Origin of the sequence: Latilactobacillus fragifolii, from assembly GCF_905332535.1 — a bacterium.
Lineage (GTDB): Bacteria > Bacillota > Bacilli > Lactobacillales > Lactobacillaceae > Latilactobacillus > Latilactobacillus fragifolii.
This window is the reverse complement of sequence record NZ_CAJOCF010000002.1, coordinates 210,802-232,061: the sequence shown is the minus strand read 5'-3', so window position 1 is coordinate 232,061 and position 21,260 is coordinate 210,802. Positions and strand designations below refer to the sequence as shown.

Annotated in this window: 22 protein-coding genes; 13 read left to right on the top strand and 9 right to left on the bottom strand. The window is 37.0% G+C overall.

All coding sequences use genetic code 11. The annotated features are described in order from the left end of the window. The first annotated feature begins 9 nt into the window (after nucleotides 1-9). The 5 genes from J7Q78_RS03835 (at nucleotide 10) to J7Q78_RS03815 (ending at nucleotide 4,620) form a co-directional block, all read left to right on the top strand. Nucleotides 10-1,044, top strand: a complete 1,035-nt coding sequence (locus J7Q78_RS03835; RefSeq protein ID WP_208422921.1) for a DUF916 and DUF3324 domain-containing protein — start codon at nucleotides 10-12, stop codon at nucleotides 1,042-1,044. Nucleotides 1,045-1,046: 2 nt separating this feature from the next. Further along, nucleotides 1,047-2,138, top strand: coding sequence for a WxL protein host-binding domain-containing protein (locus J7Q78_RS03830; RefSeq protein WP_208422920.1), 1,092 nt, complete (start codon nucleotides 1,047-1,049; stop codon nucleotides 2,136-2,138). A 333-nt stretch (nucleotides 2,139-2,471) separates the two neighbouring features. Beyond that, nucleotides 2,472-3,377 carry a WxL domain-containing protein gene (locus tag J7Q78_RS03825; protein ID WP_208422919.1) on the top strand — a complete coding sequence of 302 codons (906 nt, stop codon included), beginning with the start codon at nucleotides 2,472-2,474 and terminating at the stop codon, nucleotides 3,375-3,377. A gap of 95 nt (nucleotides 3,378-3,472) precedes the next feature. Continuing rightward, nucleotides 3,473-4,186 carry a hypothetical protein gene (locus tag J7Q78_RS03820; RefSeq protein ID WP_208422918.1) on the top strand — a complete coding sequence of 238 codons (714 nt, stop codon included), beginning with the start codon at nucleotides 3,473-3,475 and terminating at the stop codon, nucleotides 4,184-4,186. Nucleotides 4,187-4,275: 89 nt separating this feature from the next. Continuing rightward, entirely contained in the window at nucleotides 4,276-4,620 is a 345-nt protein-coding gene (locus tag J7Q78_RS03815) for a transcriptional regulator, SarA/Rot family (RefSeq protein WP_208422917.1), read from the top strand. 350 nt (nucleotides 4,621-4,970) lie between these two features. On the opposite strand, the gene J7Q78_RS03810 is transcribed toward J7Q78_RS03815, so the two are convergent. After that, entirely contained in the window at nucleotides 4,971-5,570 is a 600-nt protein-coding gene (locus tag J7Q78_RS03810) for a GH25 family lysozyme (protein WP_208422916.1), read from the bottom strand. Between the two features lie 16 nt (nucleotides 5,571-5,586). Further along, nucleotides 5,587-5,868: a hypothetical protein gene (locus J7Q78_RS03805; RefSeq protein ID WP_208422915.1), complete on the bottom strand. Its 282-nt coding sequence runs from the start codon at nucleotides 5,866-5,868 to the stop codon at nucleotides 5,587-5,589. Nucleotides 5,869-6,375: 507 nt separating this feature from the next. On the opposite strand from J7Q78_RS03805, the gene J7Q78_RS03800 reads away from it, so the two are divergent. Together J7Q78_RS03800 and J7Q78_RS03795 are read left to right on the top strand one after the other, a co-directional pair. After that, the gene (locus J7Q78_RS03800; protein ID WP_208427749.1) at nucleotides 6,376-6,753 is read left to right on the top strand and encodes a hypothetical protein; all 378 of its coding nucleotides are present in this window, start codon (nucleotides 6,376-6,378) and stop codon (nucleotides 6,751-6,753) included. An 84-nt stretch (nucleotides 6,754-6,837) separates the two neighbouring features. Then, complete coding sequence (locus tag J7Q78_RS03795) at nucleotides 6,838-8,973, top strand: glycoside hydrolase domain-containing protein (protein ID WP_235688043.1); 2,136 nt, start codon at nucleotides 6,838-6,840, stop codon at nucleotides 8,971-8,973. A 19-nt stretch (nucleotides 8,974-8,992) separates the two neighbouring features. On the opposite strand, the gene J7Q78_RS03790 is transcribed toward J7Q78_RS03795, so the two are convergent. Further along, nucleotides 8,993-9,523 (bottom strand): hypothetical protein, encoded by a 531-nt coding sequence (locus J7Q78_RS03790; RefSeq protein ID WP_208422913.1) that lies wholly within the window; start codon nucleotides 9,521-9,523, stop codon nucleotides 8,993-8,995. A 244-nt stretch (nucleotides 9,524-9,767) separates the two neighbouring features. On the opposite strand from J7Q78_RS03790, the gene J7Q78_RS03785 reads away from it, so the two are divergent. Genes J7Q78_RS03785 through J7Q78_RS03775 form a run of 3 tightly spaced genes read left to right on the top strand, consistent with a single transcriptional unit; the run spans nucleotide 9,768 to nucleotide 11,686 of the window. Further along, a complete protein-coding gene (locus tag J7Q78_RS03785; RefSeq protein ID WP_208422912.1) occupies nucleotides 9,768-10,160 on the top strand; it encodes a MerR family transcriptional regulator in 393 nt (130 codons plus the stop codon). 1 nt (nucleotide 10,161) lies between these two features. After that, on the top strand, nucleotides 10,162-10,527 hold the full coding sequence (locus J7Q78_RS03780; protein ID WP_154242988.1) for a DUF2255 family protein: 366 nt from the start codon (nucleotides 10,162-10,164) through the stop codon (nucleotides 10,525-10,527). A 40-nt stretch (nucleotides 10,528-10,567) separates the two neighbouring features. Further along, complete coding sequence (locus tag J7Q78_RS03775; protein ID WP_208422911.1) at nucleotides 10,568-11,686, top strand: NADH-dependent flavin oxidoreductase; 1,119 nt, start codon at nucleotides 10,568-10,570, stop codon at nucleotides 11,684-11,686. A 98-nt stretch (nucleotides 11,687-11,784) separates the two neighbouring features. Here the strand turns inward: J7Q78_RS03775 and J7Q78_RS03770 are convergent, their stop codons facing one another. The 3 genes from J7Q78_RS03770 to J7Q78_RS03760 are packed head-to-tail and all read right to left on the bottom strand — an operon-like array spanning nucleotide 11,785 to nucleotide 14,575. Continuing rightward, the gene (locus J7Q78_RS03770; RefSeq protein WP_208422910.1) at nucleotides 11,785-12,981 is read right to left on the bottom strand and encodes an FtsW/RodA/SpoVE family cell cycle protein; all 1,197 of its coding nucleotides are present in this window, start codon (nucleotides 12,979-12,981) and stop codon (nucleotides 11,785-11,787) included. Nucleotides 12,982-13,002: 21 nt separating this feature from the next. After that, nucleotides 13,003-13,536, bottom strand: a complete 534-nt coding sequence (locus J7Q78_RS03765) for a phosphatase PAP2 family protein (protein WP_208422909.1) — start codon at nucleotides 13,534-13,536, stop codon at nucleotides 13,003-13,005. A gap of 16 nt (nucleotides 13,537-13,552) precedes the next feature. Next, nucleotides 13,553-14,575 (bottom strand): LCP family protein, encoded by a 1,023-nt coding sequence (locus tag J7Q78_RS03760; RefSeq protein WP_208422908.1) that lies wholly within the window; start codon nucleotides 14,573-14,575, stop codon nucleotides 13,553-13,555. Nucleotides 14,576-14,990: 415 nt separating this feature from the next. Here J7Q78_RS03760 and J7Q78_RS03755 point away from each other — a divergent pair, with 415 nt between their 5' ends. Beyond that, nucleotides 14,991-15,599, top strand: coding sequence for a lytic polysaccharide monooxygenase (locus J7Q78_RS03755; protein WP_154242993.1), 609 nt, complete (start codon nucleotides 14,991-14,993; stop codon nucleotides 15,597-15,599). A gap of 268 nt (nucleotides 15,600-15,867) precedes the next feature. Here the strand turns inward: J7Q78_RS03755 and J7Q78_RS03750 are convergent, their stop codons facing one another. The 3 genes from J7Q78_RS03750 to J7Q78_RS03740 form a co-directional block, all read right to left on the bottom strand. Next, entirely contained in the window at nucleotides 15,868-16,332 is a 465-nt protein-coding gene (locus J7Q78_RS03750; RefSeq protein WP_154242994.1) for a DUF3237 domain-containing protein, read from the bottom strand. A 116-nt stretch (nucleotides 16,333-16,448) separates the two neighbouring features. Next, nucleotides 16,449-16,985, bottom strand: a complete 537-nt coding sequence (locus J7Q78_RS03745; RefSeq protein ID WP_154242995.1) for a phenolic acid decarboxylase — start codon at nucleotides 16,983-16,985, stop codon at nucleotides 16,449-16,451. A 318-nt stretch (nucleotides 16,986-17,303) separates the two neighbouring features. After that, nucleotides 17,304-18,533, bottom strand: a complete 1,230-nt coding sequence (locus J7Q78_RS03740; RefSeq protein WP_208422907.1) for an ArgE/DapE family deacylase — start codon at nucleotides 18,531-18,533, stop codon at nucleotides 17,304-17,306. Nucleotides 18,534-18,807: 274 nt separating this feature from the next. Here J7Q78_RS03740 and J7Q78_RS03735 point away from each other — a divergent pair, with 274 nt between their 5' ends. Together J7Q78_RS03735 and J7Q78_RS03730 are read left to right on the top strand one after the other, a co-directional pair. Further along, on the top strand, nucleotides 18,808-20,166 hold the full coding sequence (locus tag J7Q78_RS03735) for an MFS transporter (RefSeq protein WP_208422906.1): 1,359 nt from the start codon (nucleotides 18,808-18,810) through the stop codon (nucleotides 20,164-20,166). A gap of 76 nt (nucleotides 20,167-20,242) precedes the next feature. Next, nucleotides 20,243-21,223 (top strand): LacI family DNA-binding transcriptional regulator, encoded by a 981-nt coding sequence (locus J7Q78_RS03730; RefSeq protein ID WP_208422905.1) that lies wholly within the window; start codon nucleotides 20,243-20,245, stop codon nucleotides 21,221-21,223. Nucleotides 21,224-21,260 lie beyond the last annotated feature (37 nt).

Sequence of the window (21,260 nt, the reverse complement as noted above, 5' to 3'; positions counted from 1 at the left end):
GGAAAAATTTTGGTAAGTAAGATAAGAGGTTTAGTATTAGGCGTATTTTTAATAATCGCCGGTTTTATAATCAGTTCAAAGGCAACTTTTGCGGCGACTCAAACACAAAATGCGGATTTTGAGATCCAGCGTTTACCGGCAGATACGCAAGTTAATAATGATGTGAAGTATTTTGATTTGAAAATTGACCCTGGCAAAACAGCAACCATTAAAATGCGGATCCAAAACTTCACAGATCATAAAATTACCGTTAAATCGGATATTGGCAATAGTTTTACCCAAGTTGGTGGTGGGATAGATTTCACTACCAGTATAAAAAATTTGGATTCTAGCTTAAAAGTACCACTCACAAAAATTACAAATATTGCGCCCACCGATCGGGTATTGCGATTAGGTCCTAATGAAACTCGCGATATTTCAGCGACTGTGAAGATGCCCACCGAGCATACTCGTGGCCAAATTTATGGGGATTGGCATTTCATTGAATATTTAAACAGCAAGGGTAGTGGTTCAGCAATATCAAGTAATTATGCCTATGCTGTCGGTATTGTTTTACGTGGTACTAACTACAAAGTTTATCCCGAATTAAAATATGATCAAACCAAAGCGATTCTCTACAAAAAACATTCAGGTATGGGAATTGATTTACGAAACACACAACCTATGATGATTCAAAATGTCACGGCCCAAGCTGTCGTCTCTAAAGCGGGGGTATTTGCCTCAAAACATGTTTTTAATGTAACCGATAGTAAAATCGCCCCTAATTCAAAATTCACATTGCCGATTACTTGGTCTTACGATCAATTAAAACCCGGTAAATACACAGTGAATGTTCAAGTTAAAGGTGAAAGTGACTGGAATCATTTACCAATGTCTTGGCATTTTAAAAAGACATTTACGGTTAAAAAAGCCACTGTGGCTAAGATTAACGAAAATGCTTTAAAACAACCTAAAAATAAGTGGTTATATGTCAGTGTTGCGAGTGGTGTTCTATTAGTAATTGCGTCAGTGGAATTACTTAAATTATTATCTAGTGGTGTTTAATGATGTTTAAGCAAAGGATCTTAAATAACCAATTAAATAGATATAATCAAGTGTTAATCATACTAACAATTACTTTATTACTTGAATTCATGATGAACATTGGCACTGCTAATGCTAAACCTCAACGGATTAAAGTTAAACAAGATAGTACTGAACCCGTCACAATTCAGGTCTTACCACAAATACCAGCAGATAACATCGGTGGGCAGCATTTAGGTTATTTTGATCTTCCTGTGGTGTCAAAAAAATCGCGGATTGAAACAATTAGTCTATATAATCCCACTAATCAAATCATAAAAGTTCAATTTAAAATTATCAATGCAACCACCGTTGATAATGGTGCTGTTGACTATACTGGTGGACAACAAATTGACAAAAGATTATTAAAAGTGCCAGCTTCAACGATGATTACAGCTCCTAAAGCATTAAATATACAGCCAAAAACTAGTCGAAATGTGGCTTTTAGGGTGAAACAGCACAGCACAGCATTTGTAGGTCAAAAAGCAGCAGCCTTAAACATTATTGCTAGTGGTATTAATACTCCGAAAAGTAGTATTCAAAATCAATATGTTTATGCCATCGGTATTATTTTACAGGGCCGCCCTTTGAAGAAACAACAAATGAAAAAATTGCGACCTGAAGGCATTAAAGTTCGCATTCTTCAAAATAGAAAAGCCGCCATCAGTGTGAAGTTAGTGAACCCTGATGCGACTTATCTGCAGAATACAACAATCGAAATGCGGTTAACGAATCAAAAATATTCCTTTTTTAGTTATCAAAGTACCAAAAAAGGGTTAAAAGTTGCGCCAAGTTCTGCCTTTTATAACGACCTTTTACTCGGGGGGAAACGATTAGTACCAGGCTTATATCGGTTAAAGATCACAATTAAAAGTACTCAGTATCAACATACCACGTATAAATACGTTGAAATTACTAAAGGACAAGCACGTTTTATCAATAATCATAATTATCTGTACTTAAAATACCGTAATCGAATTCTAATGGGTGTTGGTGGTGTACTTGGGTTATTGATTATATATGGAATTGTTATGCGAATTTATTTTAAAAGTAGGAAGAAGCGATTAAATGAATAAATTATGGGTAACACATTATGTTAATGAGCATAATTACAAAAAGTTTAAGTGGATACTGATTGCGCTGGTCGTTGGATTAACAATCATTTTTGGTATCAGTTTATACTTTGCGATTAAGTTCAATATTGAGTTGAACTCATTTACCACAATTACACTAAGTAGTTAGCTAAATAAAAGCTCAATCTTATAAGTAGATTGAACGCTTCTAACGGCCCGCTTGGGCTTGTCTCGTACTAACCAAAAGTTGTTTATAATCTCAATGCATAATCGCTATTGAGTTATAAAAATAAACCGCGACATCGTCGCAAATATTACACAGGGAGGAATTTCGATATGAAATTCACTAAATTAACAAGCGCTACATTAGCTAGCGCAACAGTACTATCAATTCTAGCACCAACTACTTCAGCATTTGCTGCAACCGCTGAAGGTAAGACAGCTGATAATGGTGGGGTTGCCTTACCACAAACCGATACAACTAAAGCTGGTATTTCTTTTGGTGATAATAAACCCAATCCTAATACTGGTTTCTTACGACTTCAAATGGTACCACACGTATTAGATTTCGGGAATCACACGAAATTTGATACAGCTTATACAACATTTACAGCTGACGGCAAGAACTATGCCAATCCATCAAATGATCGCCAAGCATCATATGAAAATGGTAAAGCTAACCAAACTGCTTTATTAAATACGCAAGATCCCGCATTAATAAAAGCTAATGAAAATGGCGACGCATGGGCGACAGTTGTTGATAAACAAGTAACACGCACACCAAATAAAACTTATGATGCTAAAACAACCCAAGCATCAGGTGATTGGACTTTGAGCGTAAAAGCAAATGATTCATTAAAATCGGCTAGTGGTCAAGAATTGGCTGATGGGCAACTATTATTTAAAAATATGAATTATGGACATACACAAGATGTCTTTGGCTTAACAAATGAAACTCAAGATCAATCATTTAAAGATGATATGGCTAATTTAGCTAAACAAACACCAGCAGTTGACCCTGGAACAAAAGATGTTTCAACACTAGATAAAACAATTGCAGTAGACATGAGTTCAAATGATACACAACATGAAGTCGCAAAAGCCGCAACTGGTGAGGGTACCGGTGCAAATGTCTTTGGGTGGGCACCAGAAGATATTCAATTAGTCTTACCAGCAGCTACTTCAGTTCAAAACGCTGAATATACAGCTAACTTAACATGGACACTAAATGCTGTTAAATAATACTTTAATTTAAGCAAGCGAGGCCCTGCTTCACTTGCTTTTTTTAAGATATTGGTTTTATTGAATTAATATAGTAAGAGATTGAGGGAGAAATTATGAAACATTTAGCATACGCAAGTTTAGCTTTAATAGCAGCATCAACCTTGGCAACCAGTACAATGTCGGTAGATGCCGCAACCAATACAGATACGGCGTCAGCGGTAGCTACTCATAACAATATTCACCAATATCAAGACTTTTTAGTCGGCAGCCATACAAGTAATTTTACGACTGCTAACTTAAAAGGCGCTTTACAAAAAGCTGATATTAAAACGGTGATTAACCAAGATATTAATAATAAAGGGGTTGCTTACAACCTTAATAATTATGCAATGGCGGCTATTGAAGTGACAGATACTAAACAAAATGCAGCTGCATTGCACGATTTAGAAAACGCCGTACCAGGTATTTATCACCTAGAAATTGCAGTTGTTGATCATGCTGAATGTACTTCAACAATTACAGTTGTTCTCAAAGATAGCACTCATCCAGACAATTATATTGCCGGACATGATGTGACATTGACAAAAGCGGAAGTGGCCAAGCTTCTTTCTCTGGCACCCAGTCAGCAAGATCAATATTTAATGACACTAGCTGGTGTTAAAACGGTCGACTATCATGGCCATGATATTAGCCAATTAGCACATTTAACTGAAAACGGTAATTTCTATCAATATAATGAATTACTTAAAAAAGGCAAACCAGGTCAATATGTAATTAACTACTCAGATGCTTATTCTAATAGAGTAGTTACTTTTACAATTAAATAGGTAACAGGAAAACAAACCGATTATTGGTTTGTTTTCTTTTTCAATAAACATTAATACTATTATTTTTTGAATGGAAGGACTATTTTAAGATGAAAAGTATTTCAAGTTTTGAACAGTGGTATACAGAAGTTCAAAAAATTATAAGCCAAGTAAATATTATACTCAGTAAGTATGATTTAACGATCGAACAGTTTTTACTAATAGAACAAATTATTGATAATCAAATTGAAACCCCAAGCGAGCTAGCGCGGGCATTAAAGGTATCAACACCAGCAGTCTCGCGTAAATTAAATGTACTATTAGCAAAAAAATTTATTTACAAAGAGCATGACCAAACAATTGACCAACGATTAGTCAAAATTAAAATAACTGATAAAGGCAAGCAGTGTTACCTAGGTGTTAAAAATGAATTGGAGGTGGCTAATATTGTTTGAGATCTATTCAACGGGCTAAATGCTGAGCAATAAAATGTGATAGAAGATAATCCTATATTAGACGATGCTTATTGTTGAATTATTTCTTAAATGTCTTGGTTGGCCAATTTAAAATAGAATGTTCTTTCCTAGCTTGAATTGCCCATATTATAAACATTTTACCCAGCGGTGTCTTTTCAATGGTCCCCAAGTTAAGCACTTTAGGACGGATATATTGCGAAATTTATTTTTCTAAACTTTAACCAGAAATACCACGCTTTGCTGAGATTAATCATTCAAAATAAGTCTACTAATTAAATTCTATCAAATTATAAAAATCCGAATGCTTAAGTAAGCATTCGGACCTAAACTTAGTTAGTATAAAAGCCATTAAAGTCATAACTCATGTCAAGGTTTTGACTATTCCAATGATTCGTAAACTGCCATGCCCCAGCATTATCAACATCTGGTTGTGGTCGGCCATAGTTGGCGACCCAGCAGTTTTGTGGAATCAACTTTTCTCGATAGAACCGTGGTTGGTTAAACCACGACGCAGAAGCATAAATATCACACTTAGGATAACCATTGGCTTTAACCACCGTCATAAAAGCATTAATTTGATCGGTTAAAGCTTGGGGGTTAGTGGTTAAGTCGGTACTTTCAACATCTAATACTAAAATCGTGGTGGAATCCATGCCAAAGGCTTTGACGTGCTGCACAAAAAAGGTTGCTTCATTTTTGGCGTCTTGGACACTTGTAAAGCGGGCAAAGTGGTAACAATGGGCTTGCAAACCAGCATTCAACGCGTTGGTAATTTGGCTAGCCGCTTTGGGATTAACGTAGTTTGTCCCATCGGCTGAACCTTCGGTGATTTTTACAACCGCAGCTTTGATGTTCTGGGTTGCTAGTTGTTTAAAGAATAGTGCGGAATCTTCATTCCACACTGATACATCGGTAAATAAAGTAGTCATCATAAACCCTCCTATTTTATTGGTACTGTTTATAAAATTGACGGAACAAATGACGGAGCCGGCAAATTTTTTGGCGTGACAGGGCCGAATAGTTTGAATCGTGATAGGCAATCTGGGCAACTTCAGCAGGGGTCCAGCCAGCAATTAATAGGCTAATTAAGGCACCTTCCTGGGGATAATGTCGATTAAAATCTGAAAGAATCTTTTTTAGGGTGATTTTATCAACTAAGGCTAAGTGATCACTTAGTTTTTCTGCCAGTGACGTGGTATTAATCGTTTCTTGACGATCTGTATCCAATGAATCGCAAGCAGCAATACTTTGATTTTTGCGATATAAATCAGAGTCTCTCAGTTTAATCCGATGTAAAAATATTTTTTTAGTGAAAGATTAGGGTCTTTTTGACAGGTTAAAATACACGCCCATAGATTTTCTAAAAAAATACTTTTTAAATCATCTCGAGGAATTATCACACCACTACTGATTGCGCGATAATAATAATGCTCAATTAACCTCTCGATTGGTACCCGTAACAGATAATAAATGGTCATAAATTGCTTATCATCAATTGGATAATTAGTTGATTCCAGGATTGTCTGTGCCGCTTGCCACAAAATTATCAACTCCCATTAAAGTCCGTCTACTTAATACGTCGTTGGAAAATAAAAATTGTGACAAAAAAATAAAGAATTTCGAAGAATAATTTAATTTTTCGAAATTCTTTATTTTTTTTTGCTTATTTTTGTCACAAATCAGATTTTCTTACGACGGATTAAGTAGACGATTCAGTCAAACAGAAGGGAGTGGTTGCTTATCATAATTCACCAACAGCTTATTTTTGGCGCTAAGACCAGTCTAGTAGGCACTTATCTGTTGTGTTGCTGTCTGCGTTTCATTTTAACCTTACTAGACTTAAAGCACCAAGCTAGGTGGCAACAGATAGTTGATTTCATAAAAAATGAACTGGTTAATTTGATATTAATTGGTAGTTGTATCGCAATCGATCAATTATTAGTCGATTTGCATATTGAATGGAAATGGTCGATCGCGGTTATGGTCACCGGATTAACAATTATCGATCAACTATCCTTTGTTGTAAATCAGTTACCAGTGACTAACAGTAGCTATTTTGTACGCCAAGTCATTCAACAAATTGAACAGCTACTTACAAAATCGTCTAAATAAAGATTATTAAGAGAGGTGGTGAGGCCATTGATTGCATTAACGGATTACCTCAGAAAGTAAATAAAAATAATGGAGGCTTTAAAAATGACAAAACAATTAAAAGATGACATGGTCCTAGCGGTTCAACAATGGTTAAACAAAACGTATGGTGGTGTTTCAGGATGGACTAAGGTTCCAGAAACAGGTAATACTGGTTGGAATACAGTGTATGGTTTATTGTATGGCTTACAACACGAGTTTGGGTTACCAATGGTTGATAATTTTGGACCTGGTACTGAGGCTGCGTTCGATAAGATTGCGGATAAAATTGTTCCTGGAAAATATAATGGCAATATCGCTCAAATTATTCAAGGTGGATTTTGGGCCAAGGGGATTAATCCTGATGGCTTTGATGGCAAATACTCAACAAAAACTCAGGCGGCGTTTGAATCATTACAAAAAGACGCTGGTTTTTCAACCCCTGATGGCAAGTGGAGTGCAATGTGGATGAAACCTTTGTGTGACATGAGTCAGTTTACCTTAATTCAAGGTGGCGACAGTCGCATACGGACAATGCAACAAGATTTGAATAAAAAACTTTATAAATATACCGGTATTTTACCATGTGATGGTTTTTATCAACGTGAAACAAATACTGCACTAATTTATGGACTTCAAGTGGCGATTGGTATGGCAGATGTCGCCAATGGCGTTTACGGTCCAGGTACAATTGCAAAATGTCCAACTTTAACAATCAATAGTACTGGTGACGTTGTGAAAATCCTTCAGTATGGCCTATACGTCAATAAAGTTTATACTGGGGCGTTTGATGGCACGTATGGAAGTAGCGTTGGGGCTTCAGTTCGTGGCTTTAGGAAAATTATGAATTTAGCGCCTGTTGATTCTGAAGTGGCGCCAAATCGTGTTATGAAGGGCTTATTAACATCTAATGGTGATACTAGTCGAGACTCAATTGCTTGCGACACTTCAAAACAACTCACCGCAAGTGATGTCAAAAATCTTAAAACCTATGGTTTTTCAATTGTTGGTCGCTATTTAACAGGAACGGTTGGTAACGGTGTTAATGAAACCCCCAAAAATTTAACTAACCAAGAAATTAAATTAATTACAGAAGGTGGCTTAAGTATTTTTGCCATCTATCAAGATGGTGGTGCGCAAAAAGAATATTTTACCAATACGCAAGGCCTGATCGATGGACTTGAAGCAATTAGTGCAGCTAGAGTACTAGGATTTACAAATGATACTATTATCTATTTTGCCTGTGATTTAGATTTATTGGAAGGCGAAATCGGCGGTACTATCATTCCTTATATGCAAGGCGTTAACGCGGCATTTAACCAAATTGGCCGATTCCGTGTTGGGATTTATGGTACACGGAATGTCGCCCAGCACGTGATTGACTCAGGGTTGGCTGTTTATGCCTTTGTGTCAGACATGTCGACAGGCTACTCTGGTAATCTAGGTTATCCAATGGCCAAGCCATGGGCGTTTGATCAGTTTGTTGAATATCCAATTGCGGGTACGCCAATTGACCAAGTGGCAGTCAACGATGATCAAGCACCACACGATATTGGCTGTAAAACATTTACACCAGGTAAAGCGACTGAACAGGATAATATTATTGCAATGGCCAAATTATTAGGTGGACATATCAATAATGTCATTGATTTTGAGCTTGGTAAAGAATATTTAATTGGCGCAAACCAATTTATGCGAGTTACTTTTGAAGGCGAAATGGGCGCCGGTGATGGACCCGTCAAAATCAAAAACGGGGTTATTGAGGAAGTTGAATTGGCAAAGCAATTAGAGAAGCAATTTGGTTCATACAATGAGACAGAACTAGTTACTGTTTTTAATAAAACGGGCATTACTAGTCTTGGTGCCAAAATCTCTAATGGCGGCGTTAAGATTAGTGCTGAAATGACGACAGGGGGTCTTTTGATTACAATGGAGGAAAGCATCAAGGGTATGATGCATCAAGATAATTTACCGCTTGATTGTAAAGTAACCTACAAAGTTTTAATTTATAATGCCTACTTTTCCGCTAATGATGCTTTAAAAGTCTTAGAAACTGATGCAGAAAAGATTCGAGCGGGCGTATTAATTGGTTTAGATTGGTTGACTAACCAAAAAGAAACTATTTGGGTTGCGTTTTTAGCCTTCCTTGCAATATTAGCCAAGTTCTTACCTGATATAGCACTTGCAGTATTTGCAGCTTAAAAGAAACAATTTATCTCGATTATTTTTGAGGTAAATTGTTTTTTTTAAATAGTCCTTTTTTTTCTAAAAATTTGTAAAAATTAGAATCAAACGTTAAATATATAGTTAGTGATAAAAACTGAAGTCCACTACTTATCATACTTAATGGTGAGTAAATCGGCATCACTGGAGGTAAAAAGAAGTCATGTAGGGGAAAGTGCCAGCCATAGTTAATATAGCTAAAATTAGGATATATTCCAAATAAGAAAAACAAAAATAAAAAAAGTTCGATACAAGTCGTCATATATTTATAATATCTATACAAGTGGGTCTTTTTTTGTAATATAAAAAAAAGACTAACTAACAACAATAATGCAATCAGACCATAATCTATCAGTGTAAAACTTTTAGGTGTGTTTTTATAATTAAGTGTTGAAAACTTGTAAATATAACGTAAATATATATTGAAAATAGTTGATCCGATGAGTAGATAGATTACTATTTGTTTGTATTTGGCTATATTTATAAACTTATCTTTCAATAATTGAGGATTAAGCTTTCTTTTATCCAATCTAGTCGCTCCCTAATCATATCGATTTTACGAATAGCGCTAGTTTACCATGTAAATTAATAGTGAACAAGGTACGTCTTTGTTTACGGTCAGTATTTGAGATGCTATATTCCGGCAAATAATAACTATTTTTAGAAGTATAATTCAAAGTGAATAAGTTTTGGATTAATAAATTGGATAAATCGCTTGCCTTATAGTTAAGGTAAAGGTGTTAAATGTAATTAACAAGAGGAGGTCAACAACTATGAATATAAAAGAAGCTGCCAAGCTAACCGACTTAACGCCCAACACAATTCGGTACTATGAGCGAATTGGGGTTGTCCCGGCTATTCCTAGAGACCAAAATGGTAACCGCATATTTGGTAATTTAGAAATCCAATGGCTCGAATTTAGTCGTGATTTAAGGCATGCTGGTGTCCATGTTGAAACAATTATTGACTACGTGCAACTGGTTGCCCAAGGGGATCGTAAAATCCCGGCTCGTGTCAATTTACTCGAGGAAACTAAAGCAGAAATCGAAGATACGATAGCTGAACTAACAGCAACTTTAGAACACTTACAATATAAGATAGATCATTATGATACGCATATGGTTAATCTAGAAAATAAACTAACTAATGAAAGTAGGAAAAATTAATATGAATTGGACTACAGAAGAATTAAACATAATTGATCACGAAGACGCATTATTTATTTCGATACCTGATGACCAAGGTGTTATGCACAAACCAACTTATATTTGGGGCGTTAGTGCTAACGGAGATTTCTATGCTCGTGGTGCCCATGGTATTGCATCTAAATGGTATAAAGCCGCGCTAGAAACACAAAAAGCACACATTACAATTGGCAATATTGAAAAAGATGTCTGGCTAACCTTCCCAAAGGATAGTCAAGTACGTCGTGCTATTGATCAAGCTTATAAGAATAAATATGATTCATATCTTGAACTTATGACGAGTGACGAAGTAGCTGAAGCGACTATTAAGCTTACTCCAGTCCAGTGAAGTTTTGTATTGAGCAATAACTAAAAAAGAAGGTATATCGATGAATTATAATTTTGAACCCCCCTTAACACTAAAACACGGTGCTATTTTGAAAAATAGAATTGTAATGGCACCAACAACGCTAGACTCATCTTTTTATGATGGGCATATCTCTAAAGATGAGGTCGACTATTATGCATTACGTTCAGGTGGGCCGGGCATGATTATTGTCGAAGCCGCATATATTAATGACTTAGGTAAAGGATTTCCTGGACAAATTAGCATTGCAAATGACACACTAATTCCCAGTTTATCAAAATTAGCGCACGCAATTACCGACAATGGTTCAAAAGCCGTATTACAGTTGCACCATGCAGGTCGCTTAACCAATCATCAATTATTAAACGACGCTCAACCAGTTGCCCCATCAGCAATTGCCGATCCCAACGGTGGTGAATTACCGCGCGCTTTAACAGCGCTTGAAATTGAACAAACGATTGAGGATTACGGTCAAGCTGTTCGACGTGCCATTCTTGCGGGGTTTAGTGGGATTGAAATCCACGGTGCTAATCGTTTCTTACCGCAACAATTTTTCTCACAGCAAGCAAATCACCGTACGGATAAATGGGGCGATAAATTTGCTTTTCCAATCGCTTTGATCACTAGAATCTCTGAGGTTGTTAAGAAATATGCATCAGAAGATTTTATTATTGGTTATCGCCTAAGTCCAGAAGAAACGTATAAAGATGGTTATCATTACACAGAAGCAATCGAATTAGCACAAAAATTAACTGAAAATGGTCTGTTAGATTACATCCATTTGTCTCAATTTAGTGCGGTCGGGACACCATTTGTCGATCAAAATGTTAAGCGCCCCTTAGTCACAATGTTCAAAGAAGCATTGCCTAAAGATGTAGCGCTGATTACTGTCGGTGGTGTGCGAAATGCACAACAGGTCACTGAAGCCTTAGAAGCTGGTGCTGACTTGGTTGCCATGGGGATTCAATTGATTATTGAACCTAAGTGGGTTGAAAAACATGCTGCTGGTGAAGAAAGTGCCGTCCGATATGTACTTTCACCAACTGACTATGAGACATTACGGATCCCTGAACCTGCAGTACGGATGTGGCTTGAAGGTGCTTTAAAAGAATTTGTACGTTTTGCAAAAGATGAAAAATAAGCTATAAGTATAAAAAGGCAAGACCGATTATAGGGCTTGCCTTTTTTTTAATTTATCAATTCTGCAATTGGATAATAACGCAGCGAAAAATAGTAACTTTAAAAGTGGTTGAAGATTTTTGGGGGTAAAAAGTTAATATGCCAGTGCTGTTTATCATCAAATATTGTATGTGTCTTGTTCTTCCCTAAAGATAAAATAATACCAATACTAATGAAATTAGATAGCAAGGCCGAACCCCCTTGCGAAATAAATGGTAACGGAATTCCAGTTAGCGGCATAATACCAATATTCATACCGATATTTTCAAAAATATGAAAAGTCAGCAAGACGATATAGCCAATTATATAATATGAAAGAAAAATATTCTTGCTAGCAATAGCCATCCGATGGAAACAAACAATTAGCAATAAATATACCGCGATCACGAAGGTTGTTCCTAAATAGCCAGTTGCTTCACCAATTGTTGAAAACAACATATCTGATTCCCGGACAGGAACGCTAATATGTAAATGATTAAATCCATGGCCACTCAAATTGCCATAACCAATCGCATTCATACTTTGCGTCACCTGATAATGATTGCCGCTTGGATCACTACTTGGATTTAGCCAAGCATCTAATCGTTTAAATTGATAAATTTTAAATCCTAGATGCATTAAAATATTTTGACCTTGTTTTGTAACAAACATTAAGTAACTAACGAGCACAATACTAAGTGTCATCAGTGTAATAATACAGATTGTTTGCCAAGTTAGTTTGGCTGATATTAGCATAATAATTGTGACGATCATAAAAGCAAGGGCTGTCCCTAAATTGTGTTGGAGATGTAAAACAAAAAGGAGTGGTAATACTAGAATCATGATTTTTACGATAAATAGCCAATCGGATTTCATTGTCGGCTCAGCTGCTTGAATATCATGAATTGTCATGGCTCTGGCGACATATAGTATAAAGAAAGGCTTGACAAATTCGCATGGCTCAAGTGATACCCCACCAATTGCCAGCCAGTCCTTTGCACCTGTTTGTAAATAGATACCTTTGTTATATAAAAATAACGTGGCTACTAACAATAACAACGTTAGATCCAGCATGGGGATGGCTAGATAAAACAATTGCTCGTCAGTTAAGTTAGTCATAATAAATACAGTAGCCCCGCTTAAAGTCAGCCAGATAACCTGCATCATCACCATATGCTTTGCGTTTTGACCATCGTATAAAGCTGTATAATAAATACTAATACAGCCAATAGTTGTTAAGATGGCAATCAGCCATAAAATACTATGATTAATCCGCATATGTGCCTCTCCTGTACTCATTTATCGTTGTACTTTATTACTAACTAGGCGAGTAACACTAGCGACTACGGCAGCTAGTAGAATCCCGCCTAATATATCACTCGGCCAATGGACGCCAACATAAATTCGACTAAAGCCAATGATGAAAGCTAAACTAAAAAGCCAAATTGATAATTTTTTTGAAACGCCAAGACTGGTGAATGCCAAGGTCCAACTGCCGGTTGTGTGTTTACTAGGGAAAGAAGAATCCGCTTTATGACCAATTAATGTAGTGACATGGCTGATTTGCGTTGATACAAAGGGCCTAGCTGAGTAATACCAATGACCAATCCCGTAATTAATGAGTAAAGCAACGACAGTCGCACATGCACTCCATAATAAAATCGTTCGTTGAGTAATTAAGTGTCTTTTTAAAGTATAAAGTAACATTAATAGCCAAGTTATCCCGCACAACACAGGGGCTTGATTAGTTAAGAAAATCATCAGCTGATCAATGATTTTCTGATGGTTGGCTAATTGATTAATTGTTTTAAACAATTCAAGATTAACGTTCATATTCGCATGTACCCGCTTAGTGAGTATTATTTGTGTAGTAAGTCGAATCCAATCCGTTCGTATTATAGGTTGTACTATTAGCATTATTGAAGAAAGCATCATTTAATTGATTGAGTCTCGTTTCAGTATTATCCAACGTTTTGGGCGCTAAACCTAAATTGTTTCGTAATTGATTTGAAGCAGCTTGTAGTTTATCAGTCGCAATTATCTGATAGGAACTACCATTAATCCACGCGCCACGGCCAATTAATTGACCTGTTACAACATGCTGGCTACATTGATGATAAGCCTTAACGAGTTTCTCGATTTGTTGGGCAGTTAAGTCGGTATTAATGTGTGAGCCTAACTTGTTCATTAAATCCGGAATTTTAATTAAGTACGGTGGTGTCCGTAGTTTATCAACAACTTGTTTCAAAACCTCTTGTTGCCGTAATTGGCGACCATAATCTCCGCGAGGGTCTTGATAACGCATTCTTGTATAAGCTAATGCTTCTTTGCCGTTTATATGGTGGGTACCTTTCGTGATGGTCTGATTATCAAAACTAACATCAATATCTGTTTTGACGGTTACCCCACCGACAAAATCAACTAATTCTTTGAGTGCTCCCATATCAATTGTGACATTATAATTAAGCGGGACCCCTAAGAATGCACTGACCGTTTTTTTAGCGACGGAAGATTTCCCAACTTCATAGGCAGCATTGATTTTTTGCACATTTGCTTTATCACTATTCGTCATAATTTCAGCCAATGAATCGCGTGGAATTGAGTAAACAACCGTCTTTTTAGCTTTAGGGTTCATGGTCGCAACCATCATAGAGTCAGATAGACCACGATCAATTCGACCATCGGAACCCGTATCAACACCTAGTAGTAAAAACGAGATTGGCTGACTGTGGTTAATTTGATTAGAAACAGCGCTAGACCCCGTTTTAATTGTATTAACCGCTTTATTCTCAGTGTACTTAGCGATGATTAGCCCTATTACTAGAATGGTCAATATAATGCCGCTCGCAAATTTCAAATTTCTTCTTATCATATTATTATCCCTCCATATCTCATATTAGTAATCATAGAGATTATAGTATAGATGAGGGAAGACGAGCGGCCTTATAGGGTTACTTACATTTTTTTTATACTTCTTACAAAACATTTAAGGTAAACGCATAAAAATGAGTCAGCATCGAGATACGGTTATTTTTGTGGGATGACAGAGCATTTCTAACTTTTTTCGCATTGCGCTAGTGCGCTTGCTCAAATAAAAAATGACGGACAAATCAACGGCTGTCGTTGGTATTAATTTGATAATAATTTGGTTAGCTTAATTACAATTACTGACAAATAATTTATTTAGAACATCAAGTTATTTAGAATTAGCTTAAAAATTGACAACGCTTACACCGACTGTGTATTCTATAAATGTAATATCAATTATATATTTAGGAGATGATGATATGAAAAGCAAAGGATTTACTTGGGCTGTTGTAGGTGTTTGTTCTTTAATTGGTGGCGTGACAATGTTAAGCGGCCAGGCTAGTGCCCATGGCTATATTACGCAACCAGGGAGCCGGGCTTACTTAGGTAGTAACGCTTTTACAGCTGCTACAGGCCAACAACCACTAAATAAAAATATCGGGCCAGTTCAATATGAACCACAAAGTATTGAAGCTAAAAAGGATACATTTGTAGACGGTCGAATTGCTAGCGCCAATATTGCTAATTTTCATCAACTAGATGAGCAATCAGATACTAGATGGTATAAAAATCAAGTAAAGAAGGGGACAATGACGATTAAATGGCATTTAACAGCCCAACATAGTACGAAATCATGGGATTATTATTTAACTCGTCCCGGTTGGAACCCTAATCAGCCCTTAAGCATGCTTAATTTTGAAAAAATCGCTACAATCGACGACCACGGGGCACTGCCTGCAAAAGATGTTACCCAGACAATTAATATTCCGGATAATCGCATTGGTTACAATGTCTTGTTAGGCGTTTGGAACATTGAAGATACTTCTAATGCATTTTATCAAGCCGTTGATCTCAATATTACTGACTGAAATGGAAGTTCACAAAAATTTTAATTAAGCTATGCGATGGCGGTATTGAATAGAGGATAACGACCGCATTTTGCGAAGGCCTTCAATCCATGTCAATCCCTGATGGCATATTTTTAACCAACCAAAAAAGCATTTCGCTTTTAAGATTGATAATACTAAATCTTAACTAACGAAATGCTTTTTAGGTTGGCTCATATGATAGCCACCGTACTCGGTATCCAGATACTGCTAATGATGCATTTAATACTGACTAGGCTAAATAGGTTTACTACTTAACACAATAGTAATTGAGAATGACTTTGTCAGGTAATCGCTTAGCCTGACAAATAAATATATTAGTTGTCAACCAACTCAGGCTTTCATCATAAATTTCGAAGCGAGGGACTGTGGTGAAATAGACTTTATCTGAATCGATAATATGACCTTTTAAGACCTCTGCAACATATTCTGCAGGAACGGTACGAATCCCGTCGTTTTGTATATAAAATGAGCGCCCGTCATCTAACTTCACGCCGTAACGCGCACTCACTTCTGTAGCGCCGTTAGGTCGGATGATTTGTGAATCGATTCCACCTGAAAGAAGGTGACCATTAATGACACCTTCAACTAAACCGTCAATAATTGGAATGAGTTGCCGCCGACCTTGATCGGCTGATTGGCCTACAAAGACCGGTTTATCGACGGACACTTTAATTGAAAACTTAAATTCTAACGCTGGTTGTTGGTTAGCCATTGAAATTACGCGCTCCTTTAATCTATTTATCAAAAAATTATTAAGCAAAATCCCCGCATTAATATTAGCTGTTATGGCTAATGTTAATGCGGGGATAGAAGTTACAATAAAATTATCTATTTATTGATTCTCTTGTAATCTTTGTCAAAGTACTTACCTTCACGAATGTCATTTGGCATTTCTTTGTAAGGTGCTTCAGCGATAACATCTTCGTTATTTTGTCCAGCATCACCCATATAAGTAATGTTAGCAAATTCTGGTACAACTAATTTAGGATATGTTTCGTATTTTTCACGTGATTCTTCCATTAAATCAATGTGTTCGTTTTGGAAAGTAACCGTAATTTCTGGGTGTTCTTCAACCCATTTAGGGAAGAAAATTGTCCCGTGTAGTTTCTTTTCGTTAGGCATAAAATCTAAGGCAACGTCTGTACCAGTAGGTTCTGTCCAAGTAATTTTATAAACGCCTTCGGTTAGCATAACGATATCAGCTTCTTGGTCTTTAACCCAACGGCCAGCAACCATCCCACCATGAATTCGGTAGTCAACAGTGTGATCGTTTTTAGCATACCATTCGTATTCCCAACCATTATCATAAGTGTAAATAAAGTGTGTGCCTAAAAAATCGTCTAAAGTTTTAAAAGTTTTTTCCATGTTAATAACGCTCCTTTAAAATATAATTTTCATGTAATTAATTACATGATTTTGATTACATATTTATAATATGCCTATCTGATTTAATTGTCAAGGAATAAAACGAGAATTGCGTCAAAACATTTAAATTATCGTTTGGTGGTACTTCTATATTAGTTTCTGACGCATTAATCGGTTGTGCTCTGAATCTTACTAGAGTTCGAGAACCGTAATTAAAATCGAAAAACACCTCACTTTTAAGCGTTAGTAATACAACGTTTAAAAGTGAGGTGTTTTTATGGTGTTTCATATTAAATCGCGTACGGTATCTTTGGATTGTTATTCTAAATACGCAGTCATAACAGCTTTGAAAAAGTTAATATGTCTGAGGTACATTTCTTCATCGACATATTCGTCAATCATATGGCTTGAATCATTTCCAGGGCCGACAACTGCCACTGGTAAGTCAGGATTGTTCTTAACAAAATGGGCGGCGTCAGTGCCGCCAGCCACGTGCATGAGTGGATAATCTTGAGCTAATGTTTGCTGGCCGATTTTCTGGACGGTTTGAATAAATGGGGCTTGAGGATTGCTCTTAACGGGTGGTTGGTTATTAATGACGGTCAGTTCTAGGTTTAGATCTGCTTGCTGGTTAAGTTCAGCGATAATGGCATTGAGATCAGCAATCACTTGGTCACCAGTTAATGCAGGTGTTGTACGAACGCGGCAAGTCAACTCTGCATGCCCCGGTACTGAGTTAATTTGTTCACCACCATTGATTAAAGTTGTGACGGGCACAATATCGCCAAGGACATCATCAACCGGATGCTTTTGATCGAAGTATTGTTTTTGGCGGTTGTAGTAGGTGAGTAAATGATCGATGGCATTAATTCCGAGTGCCGGCATTGAACTGTGGGCAGTTTTACCAGTTGCAGTCACCTTGAAATCAAGGGAACCGTTGTGCGCAAAAATCAGAAAATGTTGTTCGTTTGTTTGATTGGCAGCTAGTAGCGTTTGAAGATTTTCTTTGGGAATTTTGAGGTTACTGTGGGCCAAAGTTTGTTTATTAACGCCAGAAGGTTCAGCAACTAACAAGGCTGTTAAATCATCAGCATAACCTTGTGCAGTTAACGTTTGGGCACCAGTTTCGTTTTTTTCTTCGTCGACGGTTGCAAGTAATTTGATTTGACCAGCTAGTGGGACTTGTTCGTCATGTAATTCAATCATTGCAATGACCAAGGCAGCAAGGCCGGACTTCATGTCAGTTGCCCCACGGCCAAAGAGCTTACCATCGCGAGCGGTTAGGGTGAAAGGATTGTTTGTCCATTTGTGACGATCACCAATACTGACGACGTCCATATGACCAGTTACGCCGAGCACCTTGTCAGTTGCTGCACCGAAGTAGGCCACTAAGTTTTCACGGCCAGGTTTAGAAGCCACTTTTTCGGTCTGAATGCCATGGTGAGCAAAAAGATCGGCTAAATAATCAGCCACAACACTTTCTGCTTGATCGGTTGTATCGATTGAGACTAGTTTTTCTAGAATCGCGATTTTTTCATTTTTTTCCATAAGCTAAAGACCTCCAGATAAGATTACATACGCATTATAGGGCCCGCATTTAGGGAAAGCAACGGACATAGCTTATAAAAAAATGCAAATAAAGTGGTTTAGAAGGGAAAAAGTCATTTTTATGACAACCGGTTGACATATAAGATAAAACGATTATAATTTAGTTATTCCAATAAAAGAAAGCGCTTTTCTTGAATGGTATTATTCATTGGAGGTTTTACGAGTAAAGGTTAATGATTTGATTTTGAACATTAAAATGAATGGAGTTGAAAAAATGGCATCTGTTATTAATAAAGAAATCCGGGAAAAAGAAGAAATTCCACTATTTCGAAAGCTAAGTTACTCACTGACGGATTTTGGAGGCAATGTCTTATTTGTTAGCATTAGTACTTACTTACTTTATTTTTATACGGACGTGTTTGGTCTTTCAATTGGTGTTGCTGGGACTATTCTACTGCTGACAAGGTGTATTGATATGTTCGATGCACCAATCTGGGGGTTTTTAATTGACCATACGCATACACGTTGGGGACAAAGTCGACCATATTTTTTATGGTTATGTTTACCGTTTGCAGTATTCACGTGGCTAACGTTTACAACGCCAAATTTGTCGGGCTCAACAAAGGTGGTTTATGCAGCAATAACCTATGTCATAGCTGGCATTTTATACACGGGTATTAGTACCCCAATGACATCGATTTTGCCCAATTTAACCAATGATCCAGAACAACGAACGGTGTTGAATTCTTATCGGATGGTCGGAGGCAATATCGGACTATTGATTGCCAATAGTGTGGTGTTACCATTAGTGCAACTCTTTGGACAAGGCAATGATCGCAAAGGTTTTTCGATAACAATGATTGTTATGGGAATTGTATCGATTGTAGCTTTTTTAATCGCTTTTTGGAATTTAAGAGAAGTAAATGCAGTATCGACACAGTCTATTTCTTTAAAAGAAAGTGTTAAAGCAACTAGAAGTAATTGGCCTTGGGTCTTAATTGTTTTAACGAATTTATTTTATTGGATTGGCACAACTGTTAGAAGTTCAGCAATGATTTATTATTTCCAATACAATATTCATGCTAAAGCTCTGGTGTCAGTAGCGGGTGGTTTATCAGCAGTTGCGGTAGTTGGAATGATGTTAATTCCATTATTTGTTAAAAAGACAAATAAACGCGCAGTTTTAATTGGGGCCTTAGTCCTTGCTGCTGTCTCCAACCTCTTATTGCAAATTGTTGGGGCTAATCAAGTGGCGGTGGTGGTTCTCTATTGTTTAGGTTCAATTGGCACGGGGGTTGCTGCAGCAATGCCATTTTTGATGCTTGCTGATGCGGTAGATTTTGGCGAATGGAAAAATGGTATTCGAGCAAGTGGTTTTTTAACAGCTATCGGAAGTGCCTTTTGTGTCAAAGCAGGTAGTGGGATTGGTGGATTTGTACCTTCTAAGATTATGGAATACTTTGGATATGTACCTAATCATACCCAGTCTGCACATTCATTAGTTGGTATTAATTTTAGTTTTGTCTGGTTACCAGCTATTTTATTCTTGGTTGCTGCTATCCCAATGTTTTTCTATGCAAAATTTGAAAAGAATGAAACAGTCGTTCAAGCTGAATTAGCAAAACAACATTAAGGAGGATCAGCGTTTTTTACGCTTTATGTTAGAATATAAACGAAAGTGTTTAGTATGAATGACATAGGAGTAGAAAATGCAAAATCCCAAACTTGAAGACGTCGCCGCATTAGCAGGCGTTTCTAAAACAACTGTTTCGCGAGTATTAAATAATCGAGGCTATCTAAGTGAAAAGACAAAGCAAAAGGTGTTCGATTCAATGAAAGCGTTACATTATCAACCTAATGATGTCGCGCGCCAGTTATTTACAAAAGAAACGAAAATGGTTGGTTTAATTTTTCCAACCGTTGCGAATCCCTTTTTTGGTCAGATGGCGGCGCAGTTAGAAATGAAACTTTTCAACGCTGGTTATAAAGTATTGATTGGTAATTCAATGAATGATCCCTTAAAAGAAAAGGAATATTTACAGAAATTACTGGCTAATCAAGTAGACGGTTTGATTGTTGGTGCGCACAACCAAAATATTGCGGAATATAACCATACTAATTTACCAATTGTGGCAATTGATCGGGTGATGAATGACGATATTCCAGTGATTGCTTCTGACAATTATGATGGCGGTAAAAAGGCAATGACGTTACTGCTAAAACGTGGTGCACGGCATATTGTGCATACGGATGGCCCAACCGATTTGCAGTCACCAGCTTTAGATCGTCGGCGTGCTTACGAAGATATGATGACGGCTAATAATTTACCAACCGTTGTCTATACGGTCGCACTTGATTCATCCGATACACAGAAGAAAGAAACGTTCCGCCAGATTTTTGAAGAAAATCAAAAAATCGATGCGATTTTCGCATCAAACGACGTTGATGCTAGTCTGATTATTCAAGTTGCTGCCGAATTTCAAAAGCAAGTCCCAGAAGATTTGTTAGTGGTTGGTTATGATGGGACAGACATGGTTCGCTTATTTAAACCCGAATTAACAACGATTATTCAGCCGATAGAAGAAATGGCAGCAGTCGCAGTATCAACTTTGATGGAGCGAATTGAGGGTAAAGAAACACCTCATAAAATTGTATTACCAGTGACAGTCCATCAGGGGACAACGGCGTAGTAGCTTACGCTTTACTTTGGCATAAAATGTCAATCGG

Bases quoted from the DNA above. Each gene is read 5' to 3' on its own strand.
- J7Q78_RS03765 (WP_208422909.1), bottom strand. From the start codon at position 13,536: ATGAACGTTAATCTTGAATTGTTTAAAACAATTAATCAATTAGCCAAC.
- J7Q78_RS03815 (WP_208422917.1), top strand. From the start codon at position 4,276: ATGAAAAGTATTTCAAGTTTTGAACAGTGGTATACAGAAGTTCAAAAA.
- J7Q78_RS03810 (WP_208422916.1), bottom strand. From the start codon at position 5,570: ATGACTACTTTATTTACCGATGTATCAGTGTGGAATGAAGATTCCGCA.
- J7Q78_RS03795 (WP_235688043.1), top strand. From the start codon at position 6,838: ATGACAAAACAATTAAAAGATGACATGGTCCTAGCGGTTCAACAATGG.
- J7Q78_RS03780 (WP_154242988.1), top strand. From the start codon at position 10,162: ATGAATTGGACTACAGAAGAATTAAACATAATTGATCACGAAGACGCA.
- J7Q78_RS03775 (WP_208422911.1), top strand. From the start codon at position 10,568: ATGAATTATAATTTTGAACCCCCCTTAACACTAAAACACGGTGCTATT.
- J7Q78_RS03825 (WP_208422919.1), top strand. From the start codon at position 2,472: ATGAAATTCACTAAATTAACAAGCGCTACATTAGCTAGCGCAACAGTA.
- J7Q78_RS03830 (WP_208422920.1), top strand. From the start codon at position 1,047: ATGTTTAAGCAAAGGATCTTAAATAACCAATTAAATAGATATAATCAA.
- J7Q78_RS03745 (WP_154242995.1), bottom strand. From the start codon at position 16,985: ATGGAAAAAACTTTTAAAACTTTAGACGATTTTTTAGGCACACACTTT.
- J7Q78_RS03770 (WP_208422910.1), bottom strand. From the start codon at position 12,981: ATGCGGATTAATCATAGTATTTTATGGCTGATTGCCATCTTAACAACT.
- J7Q78_RS03755 (WP_154242993.1), top strand. From the start codon at position 14,991: ATGAAAAGCAAAGGATTTACTTGGGCTGTTGTAGGTGTTTGTTCTTTA.
- J7Q78_RS03760 (WP_208422908.1), bottom strand. From the start codon at position 14,575: ATGATAAGAAGAAATTTGAAATTTGCGAGCGGCATTATATTGACCATT.
- J7Q78_RS03750 (WP_154242994.1), bottom strand. From the start codon at position 16,332: ATGGCTAACCAACAACCAGCGTTAGAATTTAAGTTTTCAATTAAAGTG.
- J7Q78_RS03730 (WP_208422905.1), top strand. From the start codon at position 20,243: ATGCAAAATCCCAAACTTGAAGACGTCGCCGCATTAGCAGGCGTTTCT.
- J7Q78_RS03785 (WP_208422912.1), top strand. From the start codon at position 9,768: ATGAATATAAAAGAAGCTGCCAAGCTAACCGACTTAACGCCCAACACA.
- J7Q78_RS03740 (WP_208422907.1), bottom strand. From the start codon at position 18,533: ATGGAAAAAAATGAAAAAATCGCGATTCTAGAAAAACTAGTCTCAATC.
- J7Q78_RS03820 (WP_208422918.1), top strand. From the start codon at position 3,473: ATGAAACATTTAGCATACGCAAGTTTAGCTTTAATAGCAGCATCAACC.
- J7Q78_RS03735 (WP_208422906.1), top strand. From the start codon at position 18,808: ATGGCATCTGTTATTAATAAAGAAATCCGGGAAAAAGAAGAAATTCCA.